Origin of the sequence: Bacillus mojavensis, from assembly GCF_012648005.1 — a bacterium.
Classification (GTDB): domain Bacteria; phylum Bacillota; class Bacilli; order Bacillales; family Bacillaceae; genus Bacillus; species Bacillus mojavensis.
On sequence record NZ_CP051464.1, the window covers coordinates 870,914 to 894,402 of the forward strand.

Below are 23,489 nucleotides of genomic sequence, written 5' to 3' on the forward strand. Positions count from 1 at the left end.
TGTTTTCTGCCGGTTTTCAGCGGCATGGTATACTGAAAAAAAACGGAAAAGGGCTGATCATATGTGGAAAGAAAAAGTATCGGTCACACCGCCGTACCATTTTGACCGTGTGCTCGACAGGCTGGCGTTAGACCCTTTGAATGCAGTTGATCTGAAAGCGCGGGACATAAGAGTGCCGATCAGAAATAAGACCGGTGACGTATGTATCGTGAAGGTGCAGGCTTTAGGCGATGCTGACGAGCCCGAGTTTCTCGTCAGCGGGGAAACAGAGCAGGAAGACATGATGAAGGAAATCAAACGGATTTTTCAATGGGAACATGATTTGCGGCATGTCCTTGAGCATTTCTCTAAAACGAATCTTTCCGCGATATTTGAAGAGCATGCAGGCACGCCGCTTGTATTGGACTACAGCGTGTACAACTGTATCATGAAATGCATTGTGCACCAGCAGCTGAATCTATCTTTTGCGTACACCTTGACAGAACGGTTTGTCCATACGTTCGGCGAGCAGAAGGACGGCGTGTGGTGCTATCCGAAGCCGGAAACGATTGCGGCGCTGGATTATCAAGATCTGCGCGATTTGCAATTCAGCATGCGAAAAGCGGAATACGCTATTGATACGTCGCGAATGATCGCCGAAGGCACGCTCGACTTGTCAGAGCTGCCCTTAATGACAGATGAAGACATCATGAAGAAACTGATCAAAATTAGAGGCATCGGCCCGTGGACGGTACAAAACGTGCTGATGTTTGGGCTCGGACGGCCCAATTTATTCCCGCTTGCTGATATCGGACTGCAAAACGCGATCAAACGCCACTTTAATTTGGACGATAAACCGGCAAAGGATGTTATGCTCGCGATGAGCAGGGAGTGGGAGCCTTATTTGAGCTATGCGTCTTTGTATTTGTGGAGGAGTATAGAATAATTCGTCTGACAATGAAGGAAATCGTGTAAACGTGTTATACTAGAAAGATGTGAAAAAACCATTTCACTTTCTGCCATCCGCAGAAAGCTTCATATAGAAACGGAGAGAACAACGTGAACCAACAAAACAAAAAGGCGCCCGTCGAACTGAAAGTCGGACAGACCTTTCCGCTGACGATTAAACGTCTCGGGATTAACGGGGAAGGCGTCGGCTATTTCAAGAAAAAAGTCGTATTCGTGCCCGGCGCGCTTCCAGGTGAAGAGGTTGTCGTCCAAGCGACGAAAGTGCAGCCGAAGTTTTCGGAGGGACGGATCAAGAAGATTCGCAAGGCTTCGGAGCATCGAGTGGCACCGCCTTGCCCTGTCTACGAGCAGTGCGGCGGCTGTCAGCTTCAGCATCTTGCATACAGCCAGCAGCTTCGGGAAAAGCGCGACATCGTCATCCAGTCTCTGGAGCGCCATACGAAGTTCAAAGTCGAAAACATGGATATCAGAGAAACGGTCGGCATGGACAACCCATGGAACTATCGTAACAAAAGCCAATTCCAGATCGGACGCTCACAAAGCGGCAGCATCATTGCCGGCTTATACGGTCTTGATTCTCATGATATCGTGCCAATCAAAGACTGCATCGTCCAGCATCCGGCAACCAACAAAACAACAGGCATCGTCCGTCGCATTTTAGAGGACTTCAATGTGTCTGTTTATAATGAAAGAAAACGAAAAGGCGACGTCCGCACGATAGTGACGAGAGTCGGCTTTGAAACAGGCGAAGTGCAGGTCGTGCTTGTCACAGCAAAAGATACGCTTCCGCACAAGGAAGAAATCGTCAAAGCGATCCAAAAGCGCCTGCCTGAGGTGAAATCCATTATTCAAAATGTAAACGGAGCGAAAACCTCTGTTATTTTCGGTGAAAAATCAAAACCCCTCGCCGGACATACCGTGATTCAAGAAGTGCTCGGCGACGTATCTTTTGAATTGAGCGCCCGCGCCTTCTTCCAGCTCAATCCGGAGCAAACCGTCAAGCTGTATGACGAAGTGAAAAAAGCGGCGCAGCTGACCGGGAAAGAAAAAGTCGTTGACGCGTATTGCGGCGTCGGCACCATCGGCATGTGGGTGGCGGACGGAGCGAAGGAAGTCCGCGGCATGGACGTCATCAAAGAATCGATTGACGATGCCAAGAAAAATGCCAAAAAACACGGTATGACAAACGCCACGTACGTAACAGGAACAGCCGAGCACTGGCTCCCGAAATGGACGAAAGAAGGCTTCCGCCCGGACGTCGTCATCGTGGACCCGCCAAGAACCGGCTGTGACACTACGTTCCTGGACACGATCAAAAAAGTCAAACCGAAACGCTTTGTCTACGTTTCCTGCAATCCATCCACGCTTGCGAAGGATTTGCAGGCGCTGTCGAAGGACTATCGCGTGGAATATATTCAGCCTGTCGATATGTTTCCGCAGACGGCTCATGTGGAAGCGGTGGCGAAGCTTGTATTAAAATCATCTAACTAAAATAAACAATTTCTAATCAGATCTGGATTTCGGTAAAATAAACAATTCCGATTTCCGGGTCTTTTTCATGCGCAGTCCAAGCTATTGAAAGAAAATTTGCAGGAACATACACTGAAACTTGGATTATGTACCTGACCCTATGACTCAAACTGCTTTTCTAGTCGGTTTGTTTTGTCGCTTGTTATATGTTATTAGTAAAGATTTAAATGTTCAAAATTTACTTTCGTTTGATAAGAAGTGCTTAAGCATGCTATAAGTGTAAAAGAAGTATGGTCAGCTTTTTAATTTTGGGATAAAGGTTTGCGTTGGTATCCCATAATGAAAGGATTTGAATGGAATGACGATAGATAATTTCTGGCGTGAATTACCACGGCCTTTTTTTGTACTGGCCCCAATGGAAGATGTGACGGATGTTGTTTTCCGTCATGTAGTAAGTGAAGCAGGCAGGCCGGATGTATTTTTTACAGAGTTTACAAACTCGGAGAGCTATTGTCACCCGGATGGGAAGGATAGTGTCCGCGGCCGTTTGACCTTCACGGAGGATGAACAGCCAATGGTGGCTCATATATGGGGAGACAAGCCTGAGAACTTTCGCCAAATGAGTATTGGTATGGCGGAGCTAGGATTTAAGGGGCTAGATATCAATATGGGCTGTCCTGTGCCTAATGTGGCAGGCAATGGGAAGGGAAGCGGCCTTATTTGCCGTCCTGAAGTTGCGGCAGAATTAATACAAGCTGCAAAAGCAGGGGGATTGCCTGTAAGTGTGAAGACAAGGCTTGGTTACACGAATGTGGATGAATGGCGCGATTGGCTGACACACGTATTGAAGCAGGACATTGCTAATCTCTCTATTCATCTTCGTACAAGAGCGGAAATGAGTAAAGTGGATGCGCATTGGGAACTCATCCCGGAGATTAAGAAACTTCGTGACGAGGTGGCGCCAGATACGCTATTGACGATCAATGGGGATATCCCTGACCGTCAAACTGGCTTGAAACTCGCTCAAGAATACGGTGTCGATGGAATTATGATTGGGCGTGGTATTTTTACAAATCCATTTGCCTTTGAAAAGGAGCCGAAAGAGCATAGCAGCAAGGAATTGCTTGATCTCTTAAGGCTGCATCTGGATCTTCATGATAAATATTCAGCATTAGAAGCGCGTCCGTACAAGCCTCTTCCTCGCTTTTTCAAGATTTACCTCCGCGGGTTCCGAGGAGCAAGTGAATTAAGAAATCAATGCATGAACACAAAGTCAACGGATGAAGTGCGGGCATTGCTCGATGACTTTGAGAGAAAGTATCTTTCAGGGATAGAGTAACAGCAGTGCTTGAAAATTTAATCCAATTCTAATCCTGGATCTCGGTAAAATAAACAATTCCGATTTCCGGGTTTTTTTGTACGCAGCTTTTACTCACCTGTCTTTTCTCTAATTTATTGTAAGAAAATAATGGTATATTTAGTGGAGATATCTTATAAAGGGGGGGAGAAAAATGAAACGACTATGCATCATCCCCTGCGGCAAGAAAAAAATCTGGGATGTCCAGCCTGATGCCGGGCCGGTAAGAGCAGAGGACGCTTATCTCAGCCCGTTTCATCAGGCGTGCGAGCGGTATGCGAAATCATTTTTCGATGAGTGGGTGATTTTGTCGGCGAAGCACGGCTTTCTTCGCCCTAATGATATCGTATCAGGAAATTACGATGTGACTTTTGGCACCGGTCATCCGGAAATCATGACAGCGGAGGAGCTGCGCCACCAATTTTGCGAAAAAGGCTTTTCCGACATCGAAGAGCTTGTCATGCTTGGCGGGAAAAAATATCGAAGCGTCCTAAACGCTGTCACCGGGGAGCATCAGCATATCAGCTGGCCGCTGTCATCGTACAAAGGCATTGGCTACATGCTTCAAGCGCTGAACCGGGCTGTTGAAGAAAAGCAAGAATTGTAGCACGTATATAAGAAGAAAAGAGTGTGAACATGAAAAAACTTGTGTTTGGCTTGCTGCCATAGCGGTATTTGGGTGCGGACTATATATCTATCATGTATGGTTCGGTGATCCATTTTCGAAAAGTGCTGCAGAGCAGAAGCTTACCTCTTATGTGAAGGAAACCTATCCAAAAAAAGAAATCAAGATCACAAATGGGGTATATAACGCTAAAACCTCTGAATATGTATTCCAAGCAAGCAAACACCCAATCTCATCGTTATCCAATGTGTACGAAGGGATTTCTCCATCCTAAAGTAAAGTGCGATGGAATTGAAGAAGCATATATCGAATCAGTAGCAAAGCATGTAAATGAAGTAGCATCGAAGGCAATTGAAGCAGATCTGAAAAAAGCGGTTCCGCAATATTCAATTGATTTTCTTTCAAAAGCAGCGATTCAGTCAAACGATGCAGAGGAACTGGGAAGTTAAAAAATTTCCAAGGAAATAAATACGTCGAACCTTGTCAAAGGCCGGGTGATATCCGGTCTTTTTTGCATCTGTAAAATGATACAAATGAATCAGTATGAGACAAAACGAGACACCCGTCTCAAACTGTCTCCAGGGTGAAGACGAGAAGACTGATTTTACGGGCTCCAAAGATTGGCACACTTCTTGCATTTATTATTGTGAACCCTAAATAGAAGGAGGCACACACAATGGAACTGTTAAAACGAGAAGGCTTGTCATTAACTGAGGAAAAAGCGCTGTGGATGTACCAAAAGATGCTGGAAATCAGGGGCTTTGAGGACAAAGTGCATGAACTGTTCGCAGAGGGAGTGCTTCCCGGATTCGTCCATTTGTATGCTGGTGAAGAAGCGGTAGCTGTAGGCGTGTGCGCTCACTTAGATGATGGCGACAGCATTACAAGCACACACAGAGGGCATGGCCATTGTATCGCCAAGGGCTGTGATCTGAACGGCATGATGGCTGAAATTTTCGGGAAAGCGACCGGGCTTTGTAAAGGCAAAGGCGGATCGATGCACATTGCTGATCTCGATAAAGGCATGTTGGGGGCAAATGGAATCGTCGGGGGCGGGTTTACGCTCGCATGCGGGTCAGCGCTCACGGCTAAATATAAACAGACTAAAAATGTAAGCGTTTGCTTTTTTGGAGACGGAGCAAATAACCAAGGAACCTTCCATGAAGGCCTCAACTTAGCGGCTGTATGGAACCTTCCAGTTGTGTTTATTGCTGAAAACAATGGCTACGGCGAAGCCACGCCATTTGAGTACGCGTCAGCCTGTGATTCAATCGCTGATCGGGCAGCTGCCTATAACATGCCGGGAGTAACCGTGGACGGAAAAGATATTTTAGCAGTTTACCAGGCAGCGGAGGAAGCAATTGAACGAGCAAAAAACGGCGGAGGCCCGTCTTTAATTGAATGCATGACCTACCGAAACTACGGCCATTTCGAAGGAGATGCCCAAACCTATAAAACAAAGGATGAAAGAGCTGAGCACCTTGAAGAAAAGGACGCCATTCAAGGCTTTAAAAACTATCTGTTAAAAGAGACGGATGAAAAAAAACTGGCAGACATTGAACAAAGCGTGAATGAAGCAATTGAAAAAGCAGTCTCCTTCAGCCAAGACAGCCCATATCCAAAAGAATCAGAGCTGCTGACAGATGTATATGTCTCATATGAAAAAGGAGGAATGTAAGATGGCAAGAGTCATAAGCATGTCAGACGCGATCAATGAGGCGATGAAACTTGCGATGAGAAGGGACGAAAATGTGCTGTTGATCGGTGAGGATGTAGCCGGAGGAGCGGCAGTCGATCATTTGCAGGACGATGAAGCATGGGGCGGCGTATTAGGCGTCACCAAAGGGCTCGTTCAGGAATTTGGACGGAGCAGGGTGCTGGATACGCCTATTTCTGAAGCGGGCTATATGGGCGCCGCTATGGCTGCGGCATCCACAGGGCTGAGACCGATTGCGGAGCTGATGTTTAACGACTTCATCGGCACGTGCTTTGACCAGGTCATCAACCAAGGGGCAAAATTCCGCTATATGTTCGGCGGAAAAGCGCAAGTGCCAATTACCGTCCGCACCACATACGGAGCGGGTTTCCGGGCTGCGGCACAGCACTCCCAGGCGCTGTACGGCCTTTTCACAAGCATTCCGGGGTTGAAGACGGTTGTTCCATCGAATCCGTATGACGCCAAAGGCCTGCTGCTTGCGGCAATCGAAGACAACGATCCGGTGTTCTTTTTTGAAGATAAAACGTCCTACAACATGAAAGGCGAAGTGCCGGAAGAGTATTATACAATCCCGCTTGGAAAAGCGGACATCAAACGCGAGGGCAGCGACATCACGCTGTTTGCGATCGGCAAGCAGGTCAATACCGCACTCGAAGCGGCAGCACAATTATCAGAAAAAGGCATCGAAGCCGAGGTACTCGATCCCCGCAGTCTGTCTCCTCTGGATGAGGACGCGATTTTCACATCGTTAGAAAAAACAAACCGGCTGATCATCGTGGACGAAGCCAACCCGCGATGCAGCATAGCGACAGATATTGCCGCGATTGTGGCTGACAAAGGCTTTGATCTGCTAGATGCGCCGATTAAGCGGATTACAGCGCCGCACACACCTGTGCCGTTTTCGCCAGTGCTTGAAGATCAATATTTGCCGACACCAGATAAAATCGTCAGCGTCACGCTTGAATTGCTTGGCGAGCCGGCAGTGAATTAAAGGGGGGACACATATGGCGGTCAAAGTAGTGATGCCAAAGTTGGGAATGGCCATGAAACAAGGAGAAGTATCAATTTGGAACAAAAAAGTGGGAGATCCGGTTGAAAAAGGAGAAAGCATCGCCAGCATTCAGTCGGAGAAAATTGAAATGGAAATTGAAGCGCCAGAAAAGGGCACGCTCATTGATATCAAGGTGAAAGAAGGGGAAGAGGTTCCGCCCGGTACGGCCATCTGCTACATCGGGGATGCCGATGAATCGGTGCAGGAAGAAACGGAAGAGCCAGCCGCTGAAGCAAGCAGGCAAGCAGATCCCCAGCCTCCTAAACATGAAAACAAACCCGCAAACACTAAAAAAGATAGACTGAAAATCTCTCCAGTCGCCAGAAAAATAGCGGAAAAAGCAGGGTTAGACCTGAAAAATCTGAAGGGCACGGGACCGGGTGGACGAATCGTGAAGGATGATGTCACAAAGGCGCTTTCTGAACAAAAAAGAGAACAGGCTGAGCCAGTTTCCGACCAAAAGGCGCAGGAAACGCCGGTTACAGGCATGAGAAAAGTGATCGCGTCCAGAATGCAGGAAAGCTTGGCAAACAGCGCCCAGCTGACGATTACAATGAAGGCTGATATCACTAAGCTGGCAGCGCTTCAAAAACAGCTTTCGCCGACAGCAGAGGAACGGCACGGTACGAAATTAACGATGACTCATTTTGTCTCAAGAGCTGCGGTGCTCGCTCTCCAATCACATCCTATGCTGAACAGCTTCTACAAAAATGAGCGCATTATCACACATCCTCATGTTCATCTTGGAATGGCTGTTGCTCTTGAAAAAGGGTTGGTTGTGCCTGTGATCCGCCATGCTGAAAAGAAATCGCTGATTGAACTGGCTCAATCCATCTCGGAAAATGCCAAAAAAGCACGAGAGGGATGGGCGGGAAGCGAAGAACTGCAAGGCTCAACATTCTCCATTACAAACCTTGGCGCTTTTGGAGTGGAGCATTTCACGCCGATATTAAATCCGCCGGAAACAGGCATTCTCGGCATCGGAGCAAGCTATGACACGCCGGTGTATCTAGGGGAGGAAATTGTCAGAAGCACGATCCTGCCGCTCAGCCTGACATTTGATCACAGAGTCTGTGACGGCGCTCCGGCCGCTGCCTTTCTGAAGGCGATTAAAACATATTTGGAAGAACCGGCAGCATTAATTTTATAGGAAAAGCAGGTGAAAACGACATGACACTAGCCATTATCGGAGGGGGACCGGCAGGCTATGCCGCTGCAGTCTCCGCGGCACAGCAGGGCAGAAACGTGCTGCTCATTGACAAAGGCTCGCTTGGAGGAACCTGTCTGAATGAAGGCTGCATTCCGACGAAGTCTTTGTTAGAAAGCGCAAACGTACTTGATAAAATCAAACATGCCGGGCGCTTCGGAATTGAACTTCCGCCTGGTGCCATCTCGGTTGATTGGAACAAGATGCAGAGCCGGAAACAGCAGGTTGTCAGTCAGCTTGTCCAAGGCGTACAGTACTTAATGAAGAAAAATCAAATACAGGTCGTAAAGGGAGAGGCTTCCTTTCTTTCTGACAAGAAGCTCTTGATCAAAGGGGAGAACGGAAAAGAAATCAGAGAGGCGGAACAAATATTGATCGCAACCGGATCAGAGCCGATCGAGCTGCCCTTTGCCCCGTTTGACGGCGAATGGGTGATTGATAGCAAAGACGCACTCGCCCTTTCAGACATTCCCGCTTCGCTTGTGATTGTCGGCGGCGGTGTGATCGGCTGCGAGTATGCCGGATTGTTCGCCAGACTTGGAACGAAGGTGACGATCATTGAAACAGCCGGCCAGCTGATTCCGGCAGAGGATGAGGATATCGCCCGTCACTTTCAGGAAAAGCTTGAGGAAGACGGAGTTGAAGTTCATACCTCCTCCCGGTTAGAGCGTGTTGATCCAGCAGCCAAAACGGCGATATGGAAAAGCGGACAGCGTGAGTTTAAGACGAAGGCCGATTATGTGCTGGTGGCGATTGGAAGAAAACCTCGTCTGGATGGATTACAGCTTGAGCAGGCGGGAATTGATTTTTCCCATAAAGGTATTCCCGTAAATGAGCAGATGCAGACCAATGTGCCTCATATCTACGCATGCGGGGACGCGATCGGTGGCATTCAGCTGGCTCATGCCGCTTTCCATGAAGGGATCATCGCAGCTTCACACGCTTCAGGACGGAACGTCAAAATGAACGAAAAAAATGTGCCCCGATGTATTTATACATCCCCGGAAATTGCTTGTATCGGATTGACAGAAAAACAGGCGAGACACGTTTACGGAGATGTACAGATTGGTGAATTTCCTTTTTCCGCAAACGGGAAGGCGCTCATCAAACACCAAGCAGAAGGAAAGGTCAAAATTGTGGTTGAGCCAGAGTTCAGTGAAATCGTCGGAGTCTCAATGATCGGACCGGATGTGACCGAGCTCATCGGCCAGGCGGCTGCCATCATGAACGGTGAAATGACGGCGGATATGGCAGAGCATTTTATCGCGGCTCATCCGACACTCTCGGAAACGCTGCACGAAGCATTGTTAAGCACAATTGGGCTTGCGGTGCATGCATAACAAGAAAAGCTGGCGAATGCGCCAGCTTTTTTATTGTTGAAAGCGCTTTACTTTTCCCCTACAATAGATGAAAACGGCGTGTAAGGGAGGAGCGATCAAGGAATGAATTCGATCCCGAACGATTTGCAAACCTGGAAACGTTTTGTGAAGGACGGCGTGCTGGACGAAGCCCGAATAAGAAAAAGGATAGCCGAGTCCTGGCATCGCTGCAGAAAGGCTGAGGTTAACCCCTATTTGGAAAAAGGCCCGAAGGTTTTGCAGCAAACGGAGCTGGATCAGCAGTCAAACAAACATTCATTCTTTCTGTCGACCGCAATGCCTTACCTGGAAAAATTGCTGCCTGCAATAAAAGAAATGGAAATGATGGCGCTATTAATTGATGCGGACGGCGTGGTGCTGGCGCTTGACGGGCATCGCCGCGCGCTCCATGAAGCCAAACGCATTAACTTTATCGAAGGCGCGTGCTGGACGGAAACGGCGGTTGGCACAAATGCAATCGGAACGGCGCTTCACATTAGCGAGCCGGTTGTCATTCAAGGTTCAGAGCATTATTCTGTCGCCTCCCATCACTGGAATTGCTCAGCAGCACCGATTCATTATGAGGACGGCACTCTTGCGGGGGTGATTGATATCTCTTGCCCAGCAGCGCACGCACAGCCAAATATGCTCGGCATTGCCGCGGCCATCGCCTTTGCCGCGGAACGGGAATTGGCAGCCAAAAGCAGGGAGAAAGAGCTTGAACTGCTCAGCCGCTTTGCCGATAGGGCAGCGTCCCGTGTGCCGATCGTGCTTTGCAATGCCAAACAGCACATCATCGGCGCAAGCCTGCCGATACGATCGTCAATACCGGATTGGCAAGGCCGGCATCTTTATGAGTTGAAGGAAAAGGGTTTTACGATCGAAAAAGCGGTCACCATGGGGGACAGCGGCACTTGTTTTTATTTATCGGAACAAAAGAAAAAAACGGCCTTTCGATTTCATGGAGTCCTCGGACAAAGCAGGCAATCGCAAGCCATGCTCATAAGCCTCGAACGAGCGGCCGCGGCAGATGCGACAGTTTGTCTGTCGGGCGAAACCGGCACGGGGAAGGAAGTCGCGGCCCGCGCGCTTCATGAAAATAGCGACCGTAAGCACGGGCCGTTTGTAGCCGTGAATTGCGGAGCGATCCCGTCGGATTTAATCGAAAGCGAGCTGTTCGGCTATGCAGAAGGCGCTTTTACGGGAGCGAAACGAAATGGCTACAAAGGCGCCTTCCAAAAAGCGAATCATGGCACCTTATTTCTAGATGAAATCGGAGAAATTTCCCACTCGATGCAGGTAGCGCTTTTACGGGTGCTTCAGGAACGCAAGATTACACCAATTGGCGGGACAAAGGAAATTCCAGTTGATATCAGAGTGATTGCTGCCACACATTGTGATTTGCGTGAACTCGCAGAAAGCGGAAAAATCAGAGAGGACCTGTTTTACCGCCTTCATGTCTACCCGATTCAGCTTCCTCCTCTGCGGAACCGTCTTGAAGATATTGAGGATCTCTTTGCGTACTACACACAGAAAAATGGATGGCCGGGAGAGCTTCCGCCAGGCTTTTTGGACGTGCTGAAGCAATGGAAGTGGCCGGGGAATATTCGCGAGCTGTTTAATGTTTTTGAACGCCTTTCCATCAGATTTCCGGACGGAAGGCTGAGTGACGAGCCGCTTTCCTTATTGCTCGAAGCGTCAGGCTTGCCGATCGGCCCCGTAAAAGAAAAGCGGGCTGAAACAAAGGCGCTGAATCTCCGAGAGCAAATTCAAAAAGATATCCTCATCAATGCGCTTGAAACAGCAAAAGGAAACGTCTCCAAAGCCGCAAAAATCAGCGGCATTCCGCGCAGCACCTTCTACAAACGATTGAAAAAATTTAATATGACCGCTGGATCATAAAGCATACTTCTTTCAAGAAGTGGAAACGTTATGTGTGAAGGAGGGTGTTGAGATGAATATACAGAGAGCAAAAGAAATCGTGGAATCACCGGATATGAAGAAAGTAACATACAACGGAGTGCCGATTTACATTCAGCATGTGAATGAAGAAACCGGAACAGCAAGAATTTATCCGCTGGATGAACCGCAGCAGGAGCATGAAGTGCTGCTGAACAATTTAAAAGAGGATTAAACAAAAATGGCCCGCTTTCATAAGCAGGCCATTTTGTTATGCTCGCGGCGCAAATAGAATCACACAAACGCCAATCAGACAAATCAGTGCGCCGATCCAGTCATACAGATCTGGAGTTTTTCGATCGACAAGCCACCCCCAAAAGACAGCTAGTACGATGAACACCCCTCCATAAGCGGCGTATACACGGCCGAAGGAAGGGAAGGATTGAAACGTCGGGAGAATGCCGTACACAATCAAGATCAGCGCCCCGGCTACCCCATAGCCGACGGGCTTCGCTTCTCTCAGCCACAGCCAAATCAAATAGCCCCCGCCAATTTCAGCAAGCCCCGCCGCTAGAAATAAAAGAATGGTCATCAGCATCACGCGCACCCCTCAAACTGCAGTTGTATTTCATTATAAAGGAGCGAGACGCGTTAAAGCTTCGGATTCTCTTCAAATTCCTTCAAATACACACTGCGCTGAATCTCCGTAAATTGGCTGATCCAATTGTTTTTCGCCTCTTCCGTCATATGGGGCAGCATATAGCGTTCAACCGCTTCGAAAAATAATGGATTAGCTATGATGTTCCAAGTCGGAATGCGAACGATCTTGCCGTCATTCTTCTCAATGATAATATCCTCAAAGAAAATCCCTTTCAAACTGTATTGATGGCGCCCCATATAAATGCGCTTGATTTCAGCAAATGGCACGCTGCGTTTTTTTGTGAAAATCTTCCCATCAGGCCCTTGTTTGATACGAAAAATAACATTTCCTCGGCTTGTGAACGCTGGTAAAACCATAGAAAATGTGATCAAGCCATAGACAATTGCCATCAATCCGCCACCTAAATAAAGCAGAGCGTATTTGGATTCGAACGTAATGGCTTCTGACACCAGCCACACACCTGCAATCACGGCGCCTCCAGTTGCAAGAAACAGCCAGATTCTGAAAAACATTCTGCTTTTCACTTTAATGACTTCATTGTTCTTCAATTGTTTTTCTCCTTTATCGCTCTTTAACAAAAAGCATATCTTTTATTATATCTACACTTGCTGTTATGACAGAAAATTCATTTTGCGTGATACCCGTGACAAGCCAAGTATGGCGGGTACCGGGCAGGATAAAAGCCATGTCATCCACTTCCGGCGCGTTATCTTTATCGTAAGACAGGCGCATCAGTGTATCCAGCTTTCCTTTACGCAAAGCCAAATCATTTATAAACCGGGTAATGTCCTCCTGATAGTCATGCTTTCCAAGGAATTCCTTCAGATAGGAGGGAGTCTCGGAAGCACCTTCCAGAAGTAATTCAAATTCATTTGATGTCAAAGCCAGGATAGATTCGCTTTTATCCTCGGTATCTATTATATTTAAAAACTCAGCTGCTTTTGTAAGCAATCCGTCATTTGATTCCATTTTTTTTATGCTATGTACTTGCTCATCAAAAAGAAGCTCATGGGAGTAGGTGCCAAATTTAGAAACGTGGCAGGAAACATTCCGTTCACTGCCTTGTTCGTCAAACTTGGAAAGCTTTACTGTATAGTCCGCGTCATTTAATACGTGGATAAACGGGCAGTACTCGTCTTTTAACCTGTATTGATGATTCCGGTATTCAACAGCATCCTTCGCCAAAAGCGAACGGCAGGCTGCTTCAAATAAGAAACCGAGCTGCTCATCTTCAATTTCAGGGAAATAGGCTTGCTTCAGTGACATGCCCTGTTCAAAAAAGCCTTCGCTGTAAAAACAAAATATGAGCTCTTCTAAGCTGATCGTAAACTGATTCATGATTTATTCTCCTATCCGAATGAAAGTTTGCCTTTAAGGAAATGGGTTGCGCCGTGTATAAGCGAGTCCGCCGTTTTCTTTGCTTTCTCCATTCCTTTATGAATTGTTTTATTGGCCGCATCTATGCCGTCATTCACTGATTCTACGACCTTGCCGGCAGCTTCCAAGCCTTGCTTGGCTGTATCAACGGCAGCATGAATCGGTTCTTTTAGCTTTATGGCTGCTTTTTCAGCGAAACCTGATGTGAATTTGGCAATTTTCTCCCCAACAAAACCGCCTACAGCGGAACCAATCGTACCGCCGATGACTGTGCCAACAGGGCCTAACACACTTCCGACGGCACCGCCGACGACTGCGCCTGCCGTTGCCCCGCCAGCGATAAAAATCGTGTTATTCACTGCATTGCCAACAGCTTTTGCATTTTCCCTTTTGAGCACTTCGGGTTTGTCTGCGTATTTCGAGTAGTTTTCTGCGATCTTTAACCCTGCTCCAAACGTTTCTGTCGCTCCGGTTATGAGTGTCGCTGTAATGGCATTTCCTTTTGCGAATTTCAAGCCTGTTTTTCCGACATCCTTCAACGTTGAGCGTACGCCGGCTTCATTAACAAATCCTCTTGTATAGCTCCTTACGCTGTTTGAAAAATCCACTGTGTCTTGCGGAAAGTACTTTGTAAACTTTTTATGTACCAGATCAGAAAATGGTCGGTTTGTCTTTTTAAACAGATATTTTGGGTTCAAAAGCACTCTGGCTGCTTTTTGATAACGGGAGCTGTCTACTGCTCTTGAAATGTCTAATAGAATGTTTGAATGGCGTGCAGTATGTAAGCCGCTTGGCTGTTTCACAAACTTTGTAAGCCCTAATCCGTAGTATTTTCCCTGGGTCAGCATAAGGGCGGTTAAGCTTGTCATCGTTCCATATTTGTCATAAGCGTTATAAAGCTTTCGTAAAATATTGTCTTGCTCAACAAATTTGTCGCTCGTTTTTCTGATGAATATCTCATTGTCACTCAGCTTGCTGACGAGCGCTTTTCCTGAGCTCCAAGCATCCCCGACCCCCGAAAAACAGCTGCTGTAGCGGGGATCGCATTTTAAAATCAGCTGTCCCAGCTCCCCATGCAAATCCTTATATTTGTTTTCCATATCAGTTAATTCTGTGACCACATCATTTGCCAGCTGTTCAAGCTTATCCGGATCAACTGCAATGTTTCCTGACACGCTATTCACCTCTCGAGTTTATGTCTTTCCTCTCTTGCTTTTCTTTCTAATTCTTCCATTCTGGCAATCTCAGCTTTTCGTTCTTCTATTTTTACGGCAGCTGCCTTAAGTTCCTGGCTTGTTTCAAGCAGCTCCTGTTCGAACTGGTCGTAGGCAGCTCTTGTTTCCTCAAAATCCTGGTCAAATGTGTCTCTTGCTTTTCCCTGCCACGCATCGCCCAATGCAGATAACCGGGAGTCAAGGAGCATTTTTGAGCTTCTGACCTCTTCTGCGGCTGCACTGTACTGATTTGCAAGCTCGATGACTTTATGTGAGTCCAACTTTTGTCCCCTGCCTTTCCTAAATTAACGCACAAATGGATGTTTTATATAAATGATTATAAATAATTCGGCATGTATCCGAATCGTACAAAAGAACCTTTTCATAAGAACTGGAAGGGCGTATATTCACTCAAATTTCACAGATGATGAGACTTTGAGAGTGCAAAAAAGGTAAAAAAATCAAATTTCTTACATGATAGCAAGTGAGAAATTTCCCGCTCTATGGGAAAAAAAACTAAAACTGATCAAATGACCTAAGTGCGCCAAAAGCATTACGAGACAAGCTGTCACATGGTATAAATAAAATGTAAACGTTATCAAGGAGGTCGTCATATGAAGAAAAAATCATTCTCAATCGTAATAGCGGGCGGAGGGAGCACATTTACTCCCGGGATTGTTCTGATGCTCTTGGATCATTTGGAGGAGTTTCCGATCAGAAAGCTGAAGCTGTATGACAATGATAAGGAAAGACAGGAGCGGATTGCGGGGGCCTGTGACGTTTTTATCAGAGAAAAAGCACCGGAAATTGAATTTACAGCGACGACTGATCCGGAAGAAGCTTTTACAGACGTTGATTTTGTCATGGCACACATCAGGGTAGGGAAATACGCGATGCGCGCGCTTGATGAGCAAATTCCGCTGAAGTACGGAGTTGTGGGCCAGGAGACGTGCGGGCCGGGCGGTATCGCATACGGTATGCGTTCAATTGGCGGCGTGCTTGAAATATTAGATTACATGGAAACATACTCGCCAGATGCGTGGATGCTGAATTACTCCAACCCAGCGGCGATTGTGGCGGAAGCAACGAGACGCCTCAGACCGAACTCAAAAATCCTCAACATCTGTGATATGCCGGTCGGTATCGAAGACCGTATGGCGCAAATTCTCGGCCTGTCCTCAAGAAAAGAAATGAAGGTCCGGTATTACGGGTTAAATCATTTCGGCTGGTGGACATCCATTCAGGATCAAGAGGGCAATGATTTAATGCCGAAGCTGAAGGAACATGTGTCTCAGTACGGGTATATTCCGAACGCAGAGTCCGAAGCGGTGGAGGCGAGCTGGAATGACACGTTCGCAAAAGCGCGTGACGTGCAGGCCGCCGATCCAGACACATTGCCGAATACGTATTTACAATATTATCTGTTCCCGGATGACATGGTGAAAAAATCAAATCCGAACCATACGCGGGCAAACGAAGTTATGGAAGGACGCGAAGCCTTTATTTTCAGCCAATGCGATATGATTGCACGCGAGCAATCCTCTAAAAACAGCGACATCAAAATAGACGATCACGCGTCATATATCGTCGATCTGGCTCGTGCCATTGCCTACAATACAGGTGAAAGAATGCTTTTAATCGTTGAAAATAACGGCGCAATCGCAAACTTTGACCCGACAGCGATGGTAGAGGTGCCGTGTATCGTCGGCTCAAACGGGCCTGAACCGATCACAGTCGGAAACATTCCGCAGTTCCAAAAAGGACTGATGGAGCAGCAGGTATCAGTTGAGAAATTGACAGTTGAGGCGTGGACGGAAAAATCCTTCCAAAAACTATGGCAGGCGCTCATTCTCTCAAAAACAGTGCCGAACGCCCGTGTGGCAAGGCTCATTCTCGAAGATTTAATGGAAGCCAATAAAGATTTCTGGCCTGAGCTTGATCAAAGCCCTAGCCGCATCTCCTAACTGAAAAATCCCCCATTTTCGAAATCTATATTGTATATAATAGAAAGAAAATGGGGGGATCTGATATGCAGCTCGAAGAACTGATTAATCAGCATTACAGTAAATTAAATGACAATGATTTTCATATTTTGAAATATATATTGAATCACAAGAACACGTGCTATCGTCTTGGAATCGATGCCCTTGCGAAAGCGTGCAGTGTATCGCGTTCCTCGATTTTGCGTCTTGCCCAAAAGCTTGGTTTCAGCGGCTACAGTGAATTTCGCGTTTTTTTGAAGTGGGAAGATCAGTCGGAAGAAGGCGAGAGTATGAGTTTTCAAAAGCTGCTGGATGACATTGAAGCAAACCTGAAATTTTTAAGGACAAAGGACATGACGGACATGTGCCAGCTGATTGATGAAGCGGACCGCATGTTCGTGTACGGGTCCGGAACGGCGCAAAAGATATGCGCCCATGATCTGCAAAGAATGTTTATCCCTCTCAATAAGTATCTGATTTTAATTGAGGGCAGAAATGAATTTGACCAGATGCAGGATGATTTTAAGGTGAATGACCTGTTTATCATCATTTCGCTGTCCGGAGAAACACCTGAGCTGATCCCGCAGGCAAGAATGCTTTCCGCAAAGGGTGTTCCCTTTATTTCCATTACGAATCTGAAAAACAATGTCCTCGCCCAACTGACACCGCATAATCTTTATGCGACAAGCAAGGCCGTGACATTGAGCGATAAAAAAGAAATTGTCGCTTTTGCGCCGTTTTTTCTCGTTGGCGAAGCATTATTCCGCGCATATGTTGATTACAAAGAAGCTGAAAAAAACGACATTGAGTAGCAGGGGGTTTTGGTATGATGCAAAAAGTCCAGCGCTTTGGAAGCGCGATGTTTGTGCCTGTTCTATTATTCGCGTTCGCCGGCATTATTGTCGGTGTCAGCACACTTTTCAAAAACGAAACCCTGATGGGGCCGCTCGCCGATCCTGACGGGTTTTGGTACCAGTGCTGGTATATCATTGAGCAGGGCGGCTGGACCGTATTTAATCAAATGCCGCTCTTATTCGCCATCGGCATTCCAGTCGCTTTGGCGAAAAAAGCTCAGGCGCGCGCTTGTTTGGAAGCGCTTACGGTTTACTTGACGTTCAACTACTTTGTCAGCTCGATCCTGACGGTATGGGGAGGAGCATTCGGCGTCGACATGAACCAAGAGGTCGGCGGAACGAGCGGATTAACGATGATTGCCGGCATTAAAACGCTTGATACCAACATTATTGGGGCAATCTTTATTTCTTCCATTGTTGTATTTTTGCATAACCGCTATTTTGATAAAAAACTGCCTGATTTTCTCGGCATCTTTCAAGGCTCCACGTATATCGTCATGATTTCCTTCTTTATTATGATTCCGGTCGCTCTGGCCGTGTCTTTTATCTGGCCGATGGTCCAAACGGGAATTGGCTCGCTTCAAAGCTTCCTTGTTGCCTCGGGGGCAGCAGGTGTATGGGTTTACACGTTCCTGGAACGGATTTTGATCCCGACCGGCCTTCATCATTTTATTTACACGCCGTTCATCTACGGTCCGGCTGTGGCGGAAGGCGGGATTGTCACGTACTGGGCGCAGCACCTCGGTGAATATTCACAAAGCGCCAAACCGCTGAAGGAGCTGTTCCCGCAAGGCGGATTCGCGCTTCACGGCAATTCGAAAATCTTCGGCATTCCGGGGATTGCGCTCGCGTTTTATGTCACAGCCAAAAAGGAAAAGAAAAAACTCGTCGCCGGCCTGCTGATTCCTGTCACACTTACGGCGATCGTCGCCGGCATTACAGAGCCGATTGAGTTTACTTTCTTATTCATCTCTCCTTTCCTATTTGCGGTTCACGCCGTACTCGCCGCGACAATGTCGACGGTCATGTATATGGCCGGTGTTGTCGGAAACATGGGGGGCGGGTTAATCGAGGCGGTTACCCTGAACTGGATTCCGCTCTTTGGCAGCCACGGTATGACGTATGTGTATCAAGTTCTGATTGGACTCTCATTTACTGCTATTTATTTTTTCGTCTTCCGATTTCTGATCCTTAAATTCAATATTGCCACACCGGGACGGGAAATTGACGATCAGCAGGAAACAAAGCTGTATTCAAAACAGGAATACAGAGAAAGAAAAAACAAAAAGGATGAAACCGCCTCTGCTGCGGAAACGGCAGATGAAACCGCTGCATTGTACATCGAAGCGTTAGGCGGAAAAGACAACATCGCCGAGGTCACAAACTGCGCCACGCGCCTCAGAGTCAGCGTCAAGGATGAAAAAAAGGTCGAACCCGACAGCGTCTTCCGCGCGCTTGGCGCACACGGCGTCGTCAGAAACGGGAAAGCGTTTCAGGTGATTATTGGATTGAGTGTGCCGCAAATGCGGGAGCGTGTGGAAAAACTATTAGATCAATAAAGCAGACCCTCCTTTATAGGAGGGTTTTCGTTTGCCGTCAAAAAGACCATCATAGTAAAGTAAAGATAGAGACAATCGATTATAAAGGGATTTGGAGGCTTTTACATGTCAAAGGCTTTATCATATTTAAAACCATACTCACTTCTGGTGGGAATTGCGCTGATTCTCATGCTGACGGAACTCGCGGTTGAACTGGTACAGCCTCTATTGATTGCAAAAATCATCGACGATGGGATTTTGAAGCAAGACATGCAGCACGTTTGGGTATGGGGTGCGGTCATGATCGGACTGACCATTTTATCATTTGCGGCGGGTATGCTGAATTCCTTTTACGCTGCCCATGTCAGCCAAAGCTTTTCCTACGATACGAGAAAAGGGCTTTTTCAAAAAATCCAGTCCTTCTCTTATTCAACATTTGGACAGTTTTCATCCTCATCCTATATGACAAGGCTCACAAACGATGTAACACAGGTGCAAAACCTGATTTTTATGAGCCTGAGGTTTATGCTGCGTGCGCCGTTAATGATTGTGGGCGGCATTGTGCTGTCACTCGCTGTTAATGTGAAGCTCGGCTTTTTTCTTCTTGTGACGATTCCGATCCTGATTTTGTTTTTGCTTTGGGTACTGAAAAAAGGTGGAGCGCTGTTTAGATCTGTGCAGAAACGGCTGGATCAAGTGAATACGATCATGCAGGAAAATTTAACTGCGATCAAGCTGATTAAAGCGCTGCTGCGCGGAAGCCATGAGGTCAAGAGATTTATCAAAGCAAACACGATGCTGATGCAAAAAACGGTCTCGGCATTTCAGCTTGTAGAATTTACAATGCCTGTGCTGATGCTGCTGATGAACCTCTGCATTCTGTTTATTTTATGGGCGGGAGCTCACAGCATTACAAGCGGAGGCACTCAGGTCGGCGATGTCGTCGCTGTTATTAACTATGCGACACGAATTACGGGTGCGCTTTCTATGTTCCCGTTTTTGATTATGATTTTTACCCGGGCAAAAGCCTCAGGCGACAGAATCGGCGAAGTGCTTGAAACAGAAGGTGACGAGCAGGAGGGAGGATTACTCTCAGATCGCTTGTCAGGCCGAATTGACTTTCAGGATGTGTCCTTCCGATATCCGGATATGGACAGAGAAGCGCTGCGGCATGTCACATTTTCCGCAAAGCCGAAAGAAACGATCGCGATTCTCGGGGCGACAGGATCAGGAAAATCAACGCTTTTTCAGCTCATCCCGCGGCTTTATCAGCCGGATTCGGGCAGCATTTACATAGATGAAAAGCCTATTGATGACTTTCCGGCGGAGGGCCTTCGCAAGCAAATCGGATTTGTGCCCCAGGAAGTGCTCTTGTTCTCAGGCACGATCAAAGAAAATATTGCTTGGGGCAAAGAACATGCTTCACTTGATGAAATAATGGAAGCGGCCAAACACGCGCAAATCCATGAAACGATTATGAAGCTTCCGAAGGGATATGATACCGTCTTGGGACAAAGAGGCGTCAATTTGTCCGGCGGCCAAAAGCAGCGGATTTCTATTGCAAGGGCACTGATCAGAAAACCATCCATCCTTCTTTTGGATGACAGCACAAGCGCGCTTGACCTGCAAACGGAAGCGAATCTGCTTGAGGCCATCAGCACATATGAGTGCACAACCTTAATCATTACACAAAAAATAACAACGGCCATGAAAGCTGATGAAATCTTGCTGATGGAGGATGGCGAGCTGATAGAAAAAGGCACACACAGCGAGCTGCTTTCTGAATCACATTTATACAAGCGCATTTACGAGTCGCAATTCGGAAGGGAGGGGAGCGAGTCATGCTGAAAGACATCCGCAAGCCTTTCCAATATCCCAAAATCCCAATCGATAAAAAGGAACGCGCCAAAAAAAGAGCGAAAGCAAAGGATACAAAAGGCACCCTGAGGCGAATCTGGTCATACCTGGCAGAACGCAAAGGGCTACTCATACTCGTAATGCTGATGGTCGTAATCAGCGCGATATTCGGCCTCCTCGGCCCCTTTGTGATCGGAAAGGCCATCGATCATTTCATCGTCGGCCAGACGGTCAGCGGGCTTATTCCCGTTCTGCTCATTCTGCTTGGCATATATCTCATTCAATCTTTGTCACTCTGGTTTCAAAACTATTGGATGATCACGATTTCGCAAGGCACAGTCTTTAGAATGCGAAGCGAGCTGTTCACCCATCTGCATGAGCTGCCGATCCCGTTTTTTGATAAACAGCGGCATGGAGAGCTGATGAGCCGGGTGACCAATGACATCGAAAATGTCAGCTCCACTTTAAATACGTCAGTGATTCAAATTCTGTCGAGCGTCATTACCTTCGTCGGAACGATTGCCGTCATGCTGTATATGAGTCCGCTGCTGACGGTGATTACGCTGACGATCATTCCAGTAATGGCGGTAAGTTTGAAATGGATCACTAACCGTACGGGGAAACTCTTTAAAGAACAGCAAAAAAACCTTGGCGAGCTGAACGGATATATTGAAGAAAGCATTTCAGGCGCAAAGGTCATCAAAGCGTATTCACGGGAAGACCAGATCACAGCTGAATTTCTGGAAAAAAACGCCGCACTCAAGACTTCAGGCTTCTGGGCACAGACGATTTCCGGCTTTATCCCGAAAGTGATGAACTCTTTAAACAATTTAAGCTTTACAATCATTGCCGCAATCGGCGGACTGTTTGCGCTGAAAGGCTGGATATCCATCGGCACCATCGTTGTCTTTGCCGAGTACTCAAGACAGTTCACACGCCCTTTAAATGATCTGGCCAATCAGTTTAATACGATGCTGTCCGCTATTGCCGGCGCTGAACGGGTGTTTGACGTGCTGGATGAAAAAGAGGAGCGGGAGGATGAAAAGAATGCTCTGCATCAGCCGATACAAACAGGCAGCATTGAATTCCGAAATGTTTCCTTCGGCTACGAGGAAAACAATCAGACGCTGAAACACCTCCAATTCACAGTGCCGGCCGGGCAGTCAATCGCCTTTGTCGGCCCGACGGGAGCGGGGAAAACCACTATAACCAATCTCCTTGCCCGTTTTTACGAGCCCAATGAGGGGAGCATTTTAATCGACGGGATTGATATTAAAAAGCTGACAAGAGCCAGCCTGAGAAAAAACATGGGGTTTGTGCTTCAGGATTCGTTCTTGTTCCAAGGCACGATCAGAGAAAATATCCGCTACGGCAGGCTTGATGCCTCCGATCAGGAAGTCGAGGCCGCAGCAAAAACAGCGAATGCACACAGCTTTATTGCGCGGATGCCAAAAGGATATGATACAGTGCTGACACAAAACGGCTCGGGCATCAGTCAAGGGCAGAAGCAATTGATCTCCATAGCAAGAGCCGTGCTGGCCGATCCGGTTCTGCTCATTTTGGATGAAGCGACAAGCAACATTGATACCGTAACAGAAGTGAAAATCCAAGAAGCGCTTGCCCGCTTAATGGAGGGGAGAACGAGCGTCATCATTGCCCACAGGCTGAATACCATTCAACGAGCGGATCAGATTGTTGTGTTAAAAGACGGCGAAATGATTGAAAAAGGCAGCCATGATGAGCTGATACGCCAAAAAGGATTTTACAGTGACTTATACGAAAGCCAATTTAAGCAATAATGAAAAAGACCTTTGTCCTGCACAAAGGTCTTTTTTGTTACAGATTTATAGTACTTTCATTTCAATTTCGTAAAATGTAACAAAATTACTTGACGTAAACAAGTTATGTATATATACTAGCTTACATTAAGTAAGTGATAACATTTATCAAGGAGGATAAAAATGAATAAATCATTTGAAATTGGCACATTACTTTTAAGAGTCATCACAGGTATTATCTTTTTTGTTCACGGTTTATCAAAGTTTCAGGCAATGGAGGGCACGATCCAATTTTTCGGCAGCATAGGGCTTCCAAGCTTTATGGCGTATGTCATCGCAGCGATTGAACTCGTTGGCGGAGTACTCGTCTTTTTCGGATTGGCTACACGTATTGTCGGTGTTCTGTTTGCTCTTACGCTGATCGGAGCCATTATTACAGTGAAGCTGAAAGCGCCATTTATGGGCAATGCAGAATTTGATTACCTTCTGCTTTTGACATCCATTCACCTGGCGCTTACTGGAAGCAGATTCCTGGCACTGGACCCATTCGTGTTTAAAGCAAAAAAGAACGAAAACGTATCAGCATAAGAAAAGAG

At 47.0% G+C, this 23,489-nt stretch carries 21 protein-coding genes and 1 pseudogene; 17 read left to right on the forward strand and 5 right to left on the reverse strand.

The features are described from left to right. Nucleotides 1–61 precede the first annotated feature (61 nt). From HC660_RS04410 to HC660_RS04460, 11 genes and pseudogenes are all read left to right on the forward strand, one after another. Nucleotides 62–925 (forward strand): DNA-3-methyladenine glycosylase family protein, encoded by an 864-nt coding sequence (locus tag HC660_RS04410; RefSeq protein WP_168747213.1) that lies wholly within the window; start codon nt 62–64, stop codon nt 923–925. A gap of 113 nt (nt 926–1,038) precedes the next feature. After that, a complete protein-coding gene (gene rlmD / locus HC660_RS04415; protein WP_168747214.1) occupies nt 1,039–2,439 on the forward strand; it encodes a 23S rRNA (uracil(1939)-C(5))-methyltransferase RlmD in 1,401 nt (466 codons plus the stop codon). Between the two features lie 337 nt (nt 2,440–2,776). Next, on the forward strand, nt 2,777–3,757 hold the full coding sequence (locus tag HC660_RS04420) for a tRNA dihydrouridine synthase (protein ID WP_168747215.1): 981 nt from the start codon (nt 2,777–2,779) through the stop codon (nt 3,755–3,757). A gap of 172 nt (nt 3,758–3,929) precedes the next feature. After that, on the forward strand, nt 3,930–4,382 hold the full coding sequence (locus HC660_RS04425; RefSeq protein ID WP_168747216.1) for a DUF6884 domain-containing protein: 453 nt from the start codon (nt 3,930–3,932) through the stop codon (nt 4,380–4,382). 29 nt (nt 4,383–4,411) lie between these two features. Continuing rightward, nucleotides 4,412–4,849 (forward strand): annotated as a pseudogene (locus tag HC660_RS04430) (YfjL-like protein). 227 nt (nt 4,850–5,076) lie between these two features. Next, nucleotides 5,077–6,078 carry an acetoin:2,6-dichlorophenolindophenol oxidoreductase subunit alpha gene (gene acoA, locus HC660_RS04435; RefSeq protein ID WP_168747217.1) on the forward strand — a complete coding sequence of 334 codons (1,002 nt, stop codon included), beginning with the start codon at nt 5,077–5,079 and terminating at the stop codon, nt 6,076–6,078. A 1-nt stretch (nt 6,079) separates the two neighbouring features. Next, a complete protein-coding gene (gene acoB, locus HC660_RS04440; protein WP_010333415.1) occupies nt 6,080–7,108 on the forward strand; it encodes an acetoin:2,6-dichlorophenolindophenol oxidoreductase subunit beta in 1,029 nt (342 codons plus the stop codon). A gap of 13 nt (nt 7,109–7,121) precedes the next feature. Beyond that, complete coding sequence (locus HC660_RS04445) at nt 7,122–8,318, forward strand: dihydrolipoamide acetyltransferase family protein (RefSeq protein WP_168747218.1); 1,197 nt, start codon at nt 7,122–7,124, stop codon at nt 8,316–8,318. Nucleotides 8,319–8,338: 20 nt separating this feature from the next. Beyond that, nucleotides 8,339–9,715 carry a dihydrolipoyl dehydrogenase gene (lpdA, locus tag HC660_RS04450; RefSeq protein ID WP_168747219.1) on the forward strand — a complete coding sequence of 459 codons (1,377 nt, stop codon included), beginning with the start codon at nt 8,339–8,341 and terminating at the stop codon, nt 9,713–9,715. A 102-nt stretch (nt 9,716–9,817) separates the two neighbouring features. Further along, a complete protein-coding gene (acoR, locus tag HC660_RS04455; RefSeq protein ID WP_168747220.1) occupies nt 9,818–11,635 on the forward strand; it encodes an acetoin dehydrogenase operon transcriptional activator AcoR in 1,818 nt (605 codons plus the stop codon). A 52-nt stretch (nt 11,636–11,687) separates the two neighbouring features. Further along, the gene (locus HC660_RS04460; protein WP_010333419.1) at nt 11,688–11,867 is read left to right on the forward strand and encodes a small acid-soluble spore protein H; all 180 of its coding nucleotides are present in this window, start codon (nt 11,688–11,690) and stop codon (nt 11,865–11,867) included. Nucleotides 11,868–11,903: 36 nt separating this feature from the next. On the opposite strand, the gene HC660_RS04465 is transcribed toward HC660_RS04460, so the two are convergent. Genes HC660_RS04465 through HC660_RS04485 form a run of 5 tightly spaced genes read right to left on the reverse strand, consistent with a single transcriptional unit; the run spans nt 11,904 to nt 15,165 of the window. Then, the gene (locus HC660_RS04465) at nt 11,904–12,233 is read right to left on the reverse strand and encodes a YnfA family protein (protein WP_081720824.1); all 330 of its coding nucleotides are present in this window, start codon (nt 12,231–12,233) and stop codon (nt 11,904–11,906) included. 50 nt (nt 12,234–12,283) lie between these two features. Next, complete coding sequence (locus tag HC660_RS04470; protein WP_168747221.1) at nt 12,284–12,841, reverse strand: YfjD family protein; 558 nt, start codon at nt 12,839–12,841, stop codon at nt 12,284–12,286. A 13-nt stretch (nt 12,842–12,854) separates the two neighbouring features. After that, on the reverse strand, nt 12,855–13,631 hold the full coding sequence (locus HC660_RS04475) for a YfjC family protein (RefSeq protein WP_168747222.1): 777 nt from the start codon (nt 13,629–13,631) through the stop codon (nt 12,855–12,857). Between the two features lie 11 nt (nt 13,632–13,642). Further along, nucleotides 13,643–14,845 carry a YfjB-related protein gene (locus HC660_RS04480; protein WP_168747223.1) on the reverse strand — a complete coding sequence of 401 codons (1,203 nt, stop codon included), beginning with the start codon at nt 14,843–14,845 and terminating at the stop codon, nt 13,643–13,645. A gap of 5 nt (nt 14,846–14,850) precedes the next feature. After that, nucleotides 14,851–15,165 carry a WXG100 family type VII secretion target gene (locus tag HC660_RS04485; protein ID WP_010333424.1) on the reverse strand — a complete coding sequence of 105 codons (315 nt, stop codon included), beginning with the start codon at nt 15,163–15,165 and terminating at the stop codon, nt 14,851–14,853. Between the two features lie 333 nt (nt 15,166–15,498). Between HC660_RS04485 and glvA the strand changes: the two genes are divergently transcribed. From glvA to catD, 6 genes are all read left to right on the forward strand, one after another. Further along, nucleotides 15,499–16,848: a maltose-6'-phosphate glucosidase gene (gene glvA, locus HC660_RS04490; RefSeq protein ID WP_168747224.1), complete on the forward strand. Its 1,350-nt coding sequence runs from the start codon at nt 15,499–15,501 to the stop codon at nt 16,846–16,848. A gap of 65 nt (nt 16,849–16,913) precedes the next feature. Continuing rightward, nucleotides 16,914–17,678 carry a MurR/RpiR family transcriptional regulator gene (locus HC660_RS04495; protein ID WP_010333426.1) on the forward strand — a complete coding sequence of 255 codons (765 nt, stop codon included), beginning with the start codon at nt 16,914–16,916 and terminating at the stop codon, nt 17,676–17,678. 14 nt (nt 17,679–17,692) lie between these two features. Next, nucleotides 17,693–19,279: a PTS maltose transporter subunit IIBC gene (malP, locus tag HC660_RS04500; RefSeq protein WP_168747225.1), complete on the forward strand. Its 1,587-nt coding sequence runs from the start codon at nt 17,693–17,695 to the stop codon at nt 19,277–19,279. Between the two features lie 105 nt (nt 19,280–19,384). Then, the gene (locus tag HC660_RS04505; RefSeq protein WP_168747226.1) at nt 19,385–21,106 is read left to right on the forward strand and encodes an ABC transporter ATP-binding protein; all 1,722 of its coding nucleotides are present in this window, start codon (nt 19,385–19,387) and stop codon (nt 21,104–21,106) included. After that, nucleotides 21,100–22,914 (forward strand): ABC transporter ATP-binding protein, encoded by a 1,815-nt coding sequence (locus HC660_RS04510; RefSeq protein WP_168747227.1) that lies wholly within the window; start codon nt 21,100–21,102, stop codon nt 22,912–22,914. The genes HC660_RS04505 and HC660_RS04510 overlap by 7 nt, the downstream gene beginning before the upstream one ends. A gap of 162 nt (nt 22,915–23,076) precedes the next feature. Further along, on the forward strand, nt 23,077–23,481 hold the full coding sequence (gene catD / locus HC660_RS04515; RefSeq protein ID WP_024120620.1) for a DoxX family oxidoreductase CatD: 405 nt from the start codon (nt 23,077–23,079) through the stop codon (nt 23,479–23,481). Nucleotides 23,482–23,489 lie beyond the last annotated feature (8 nt).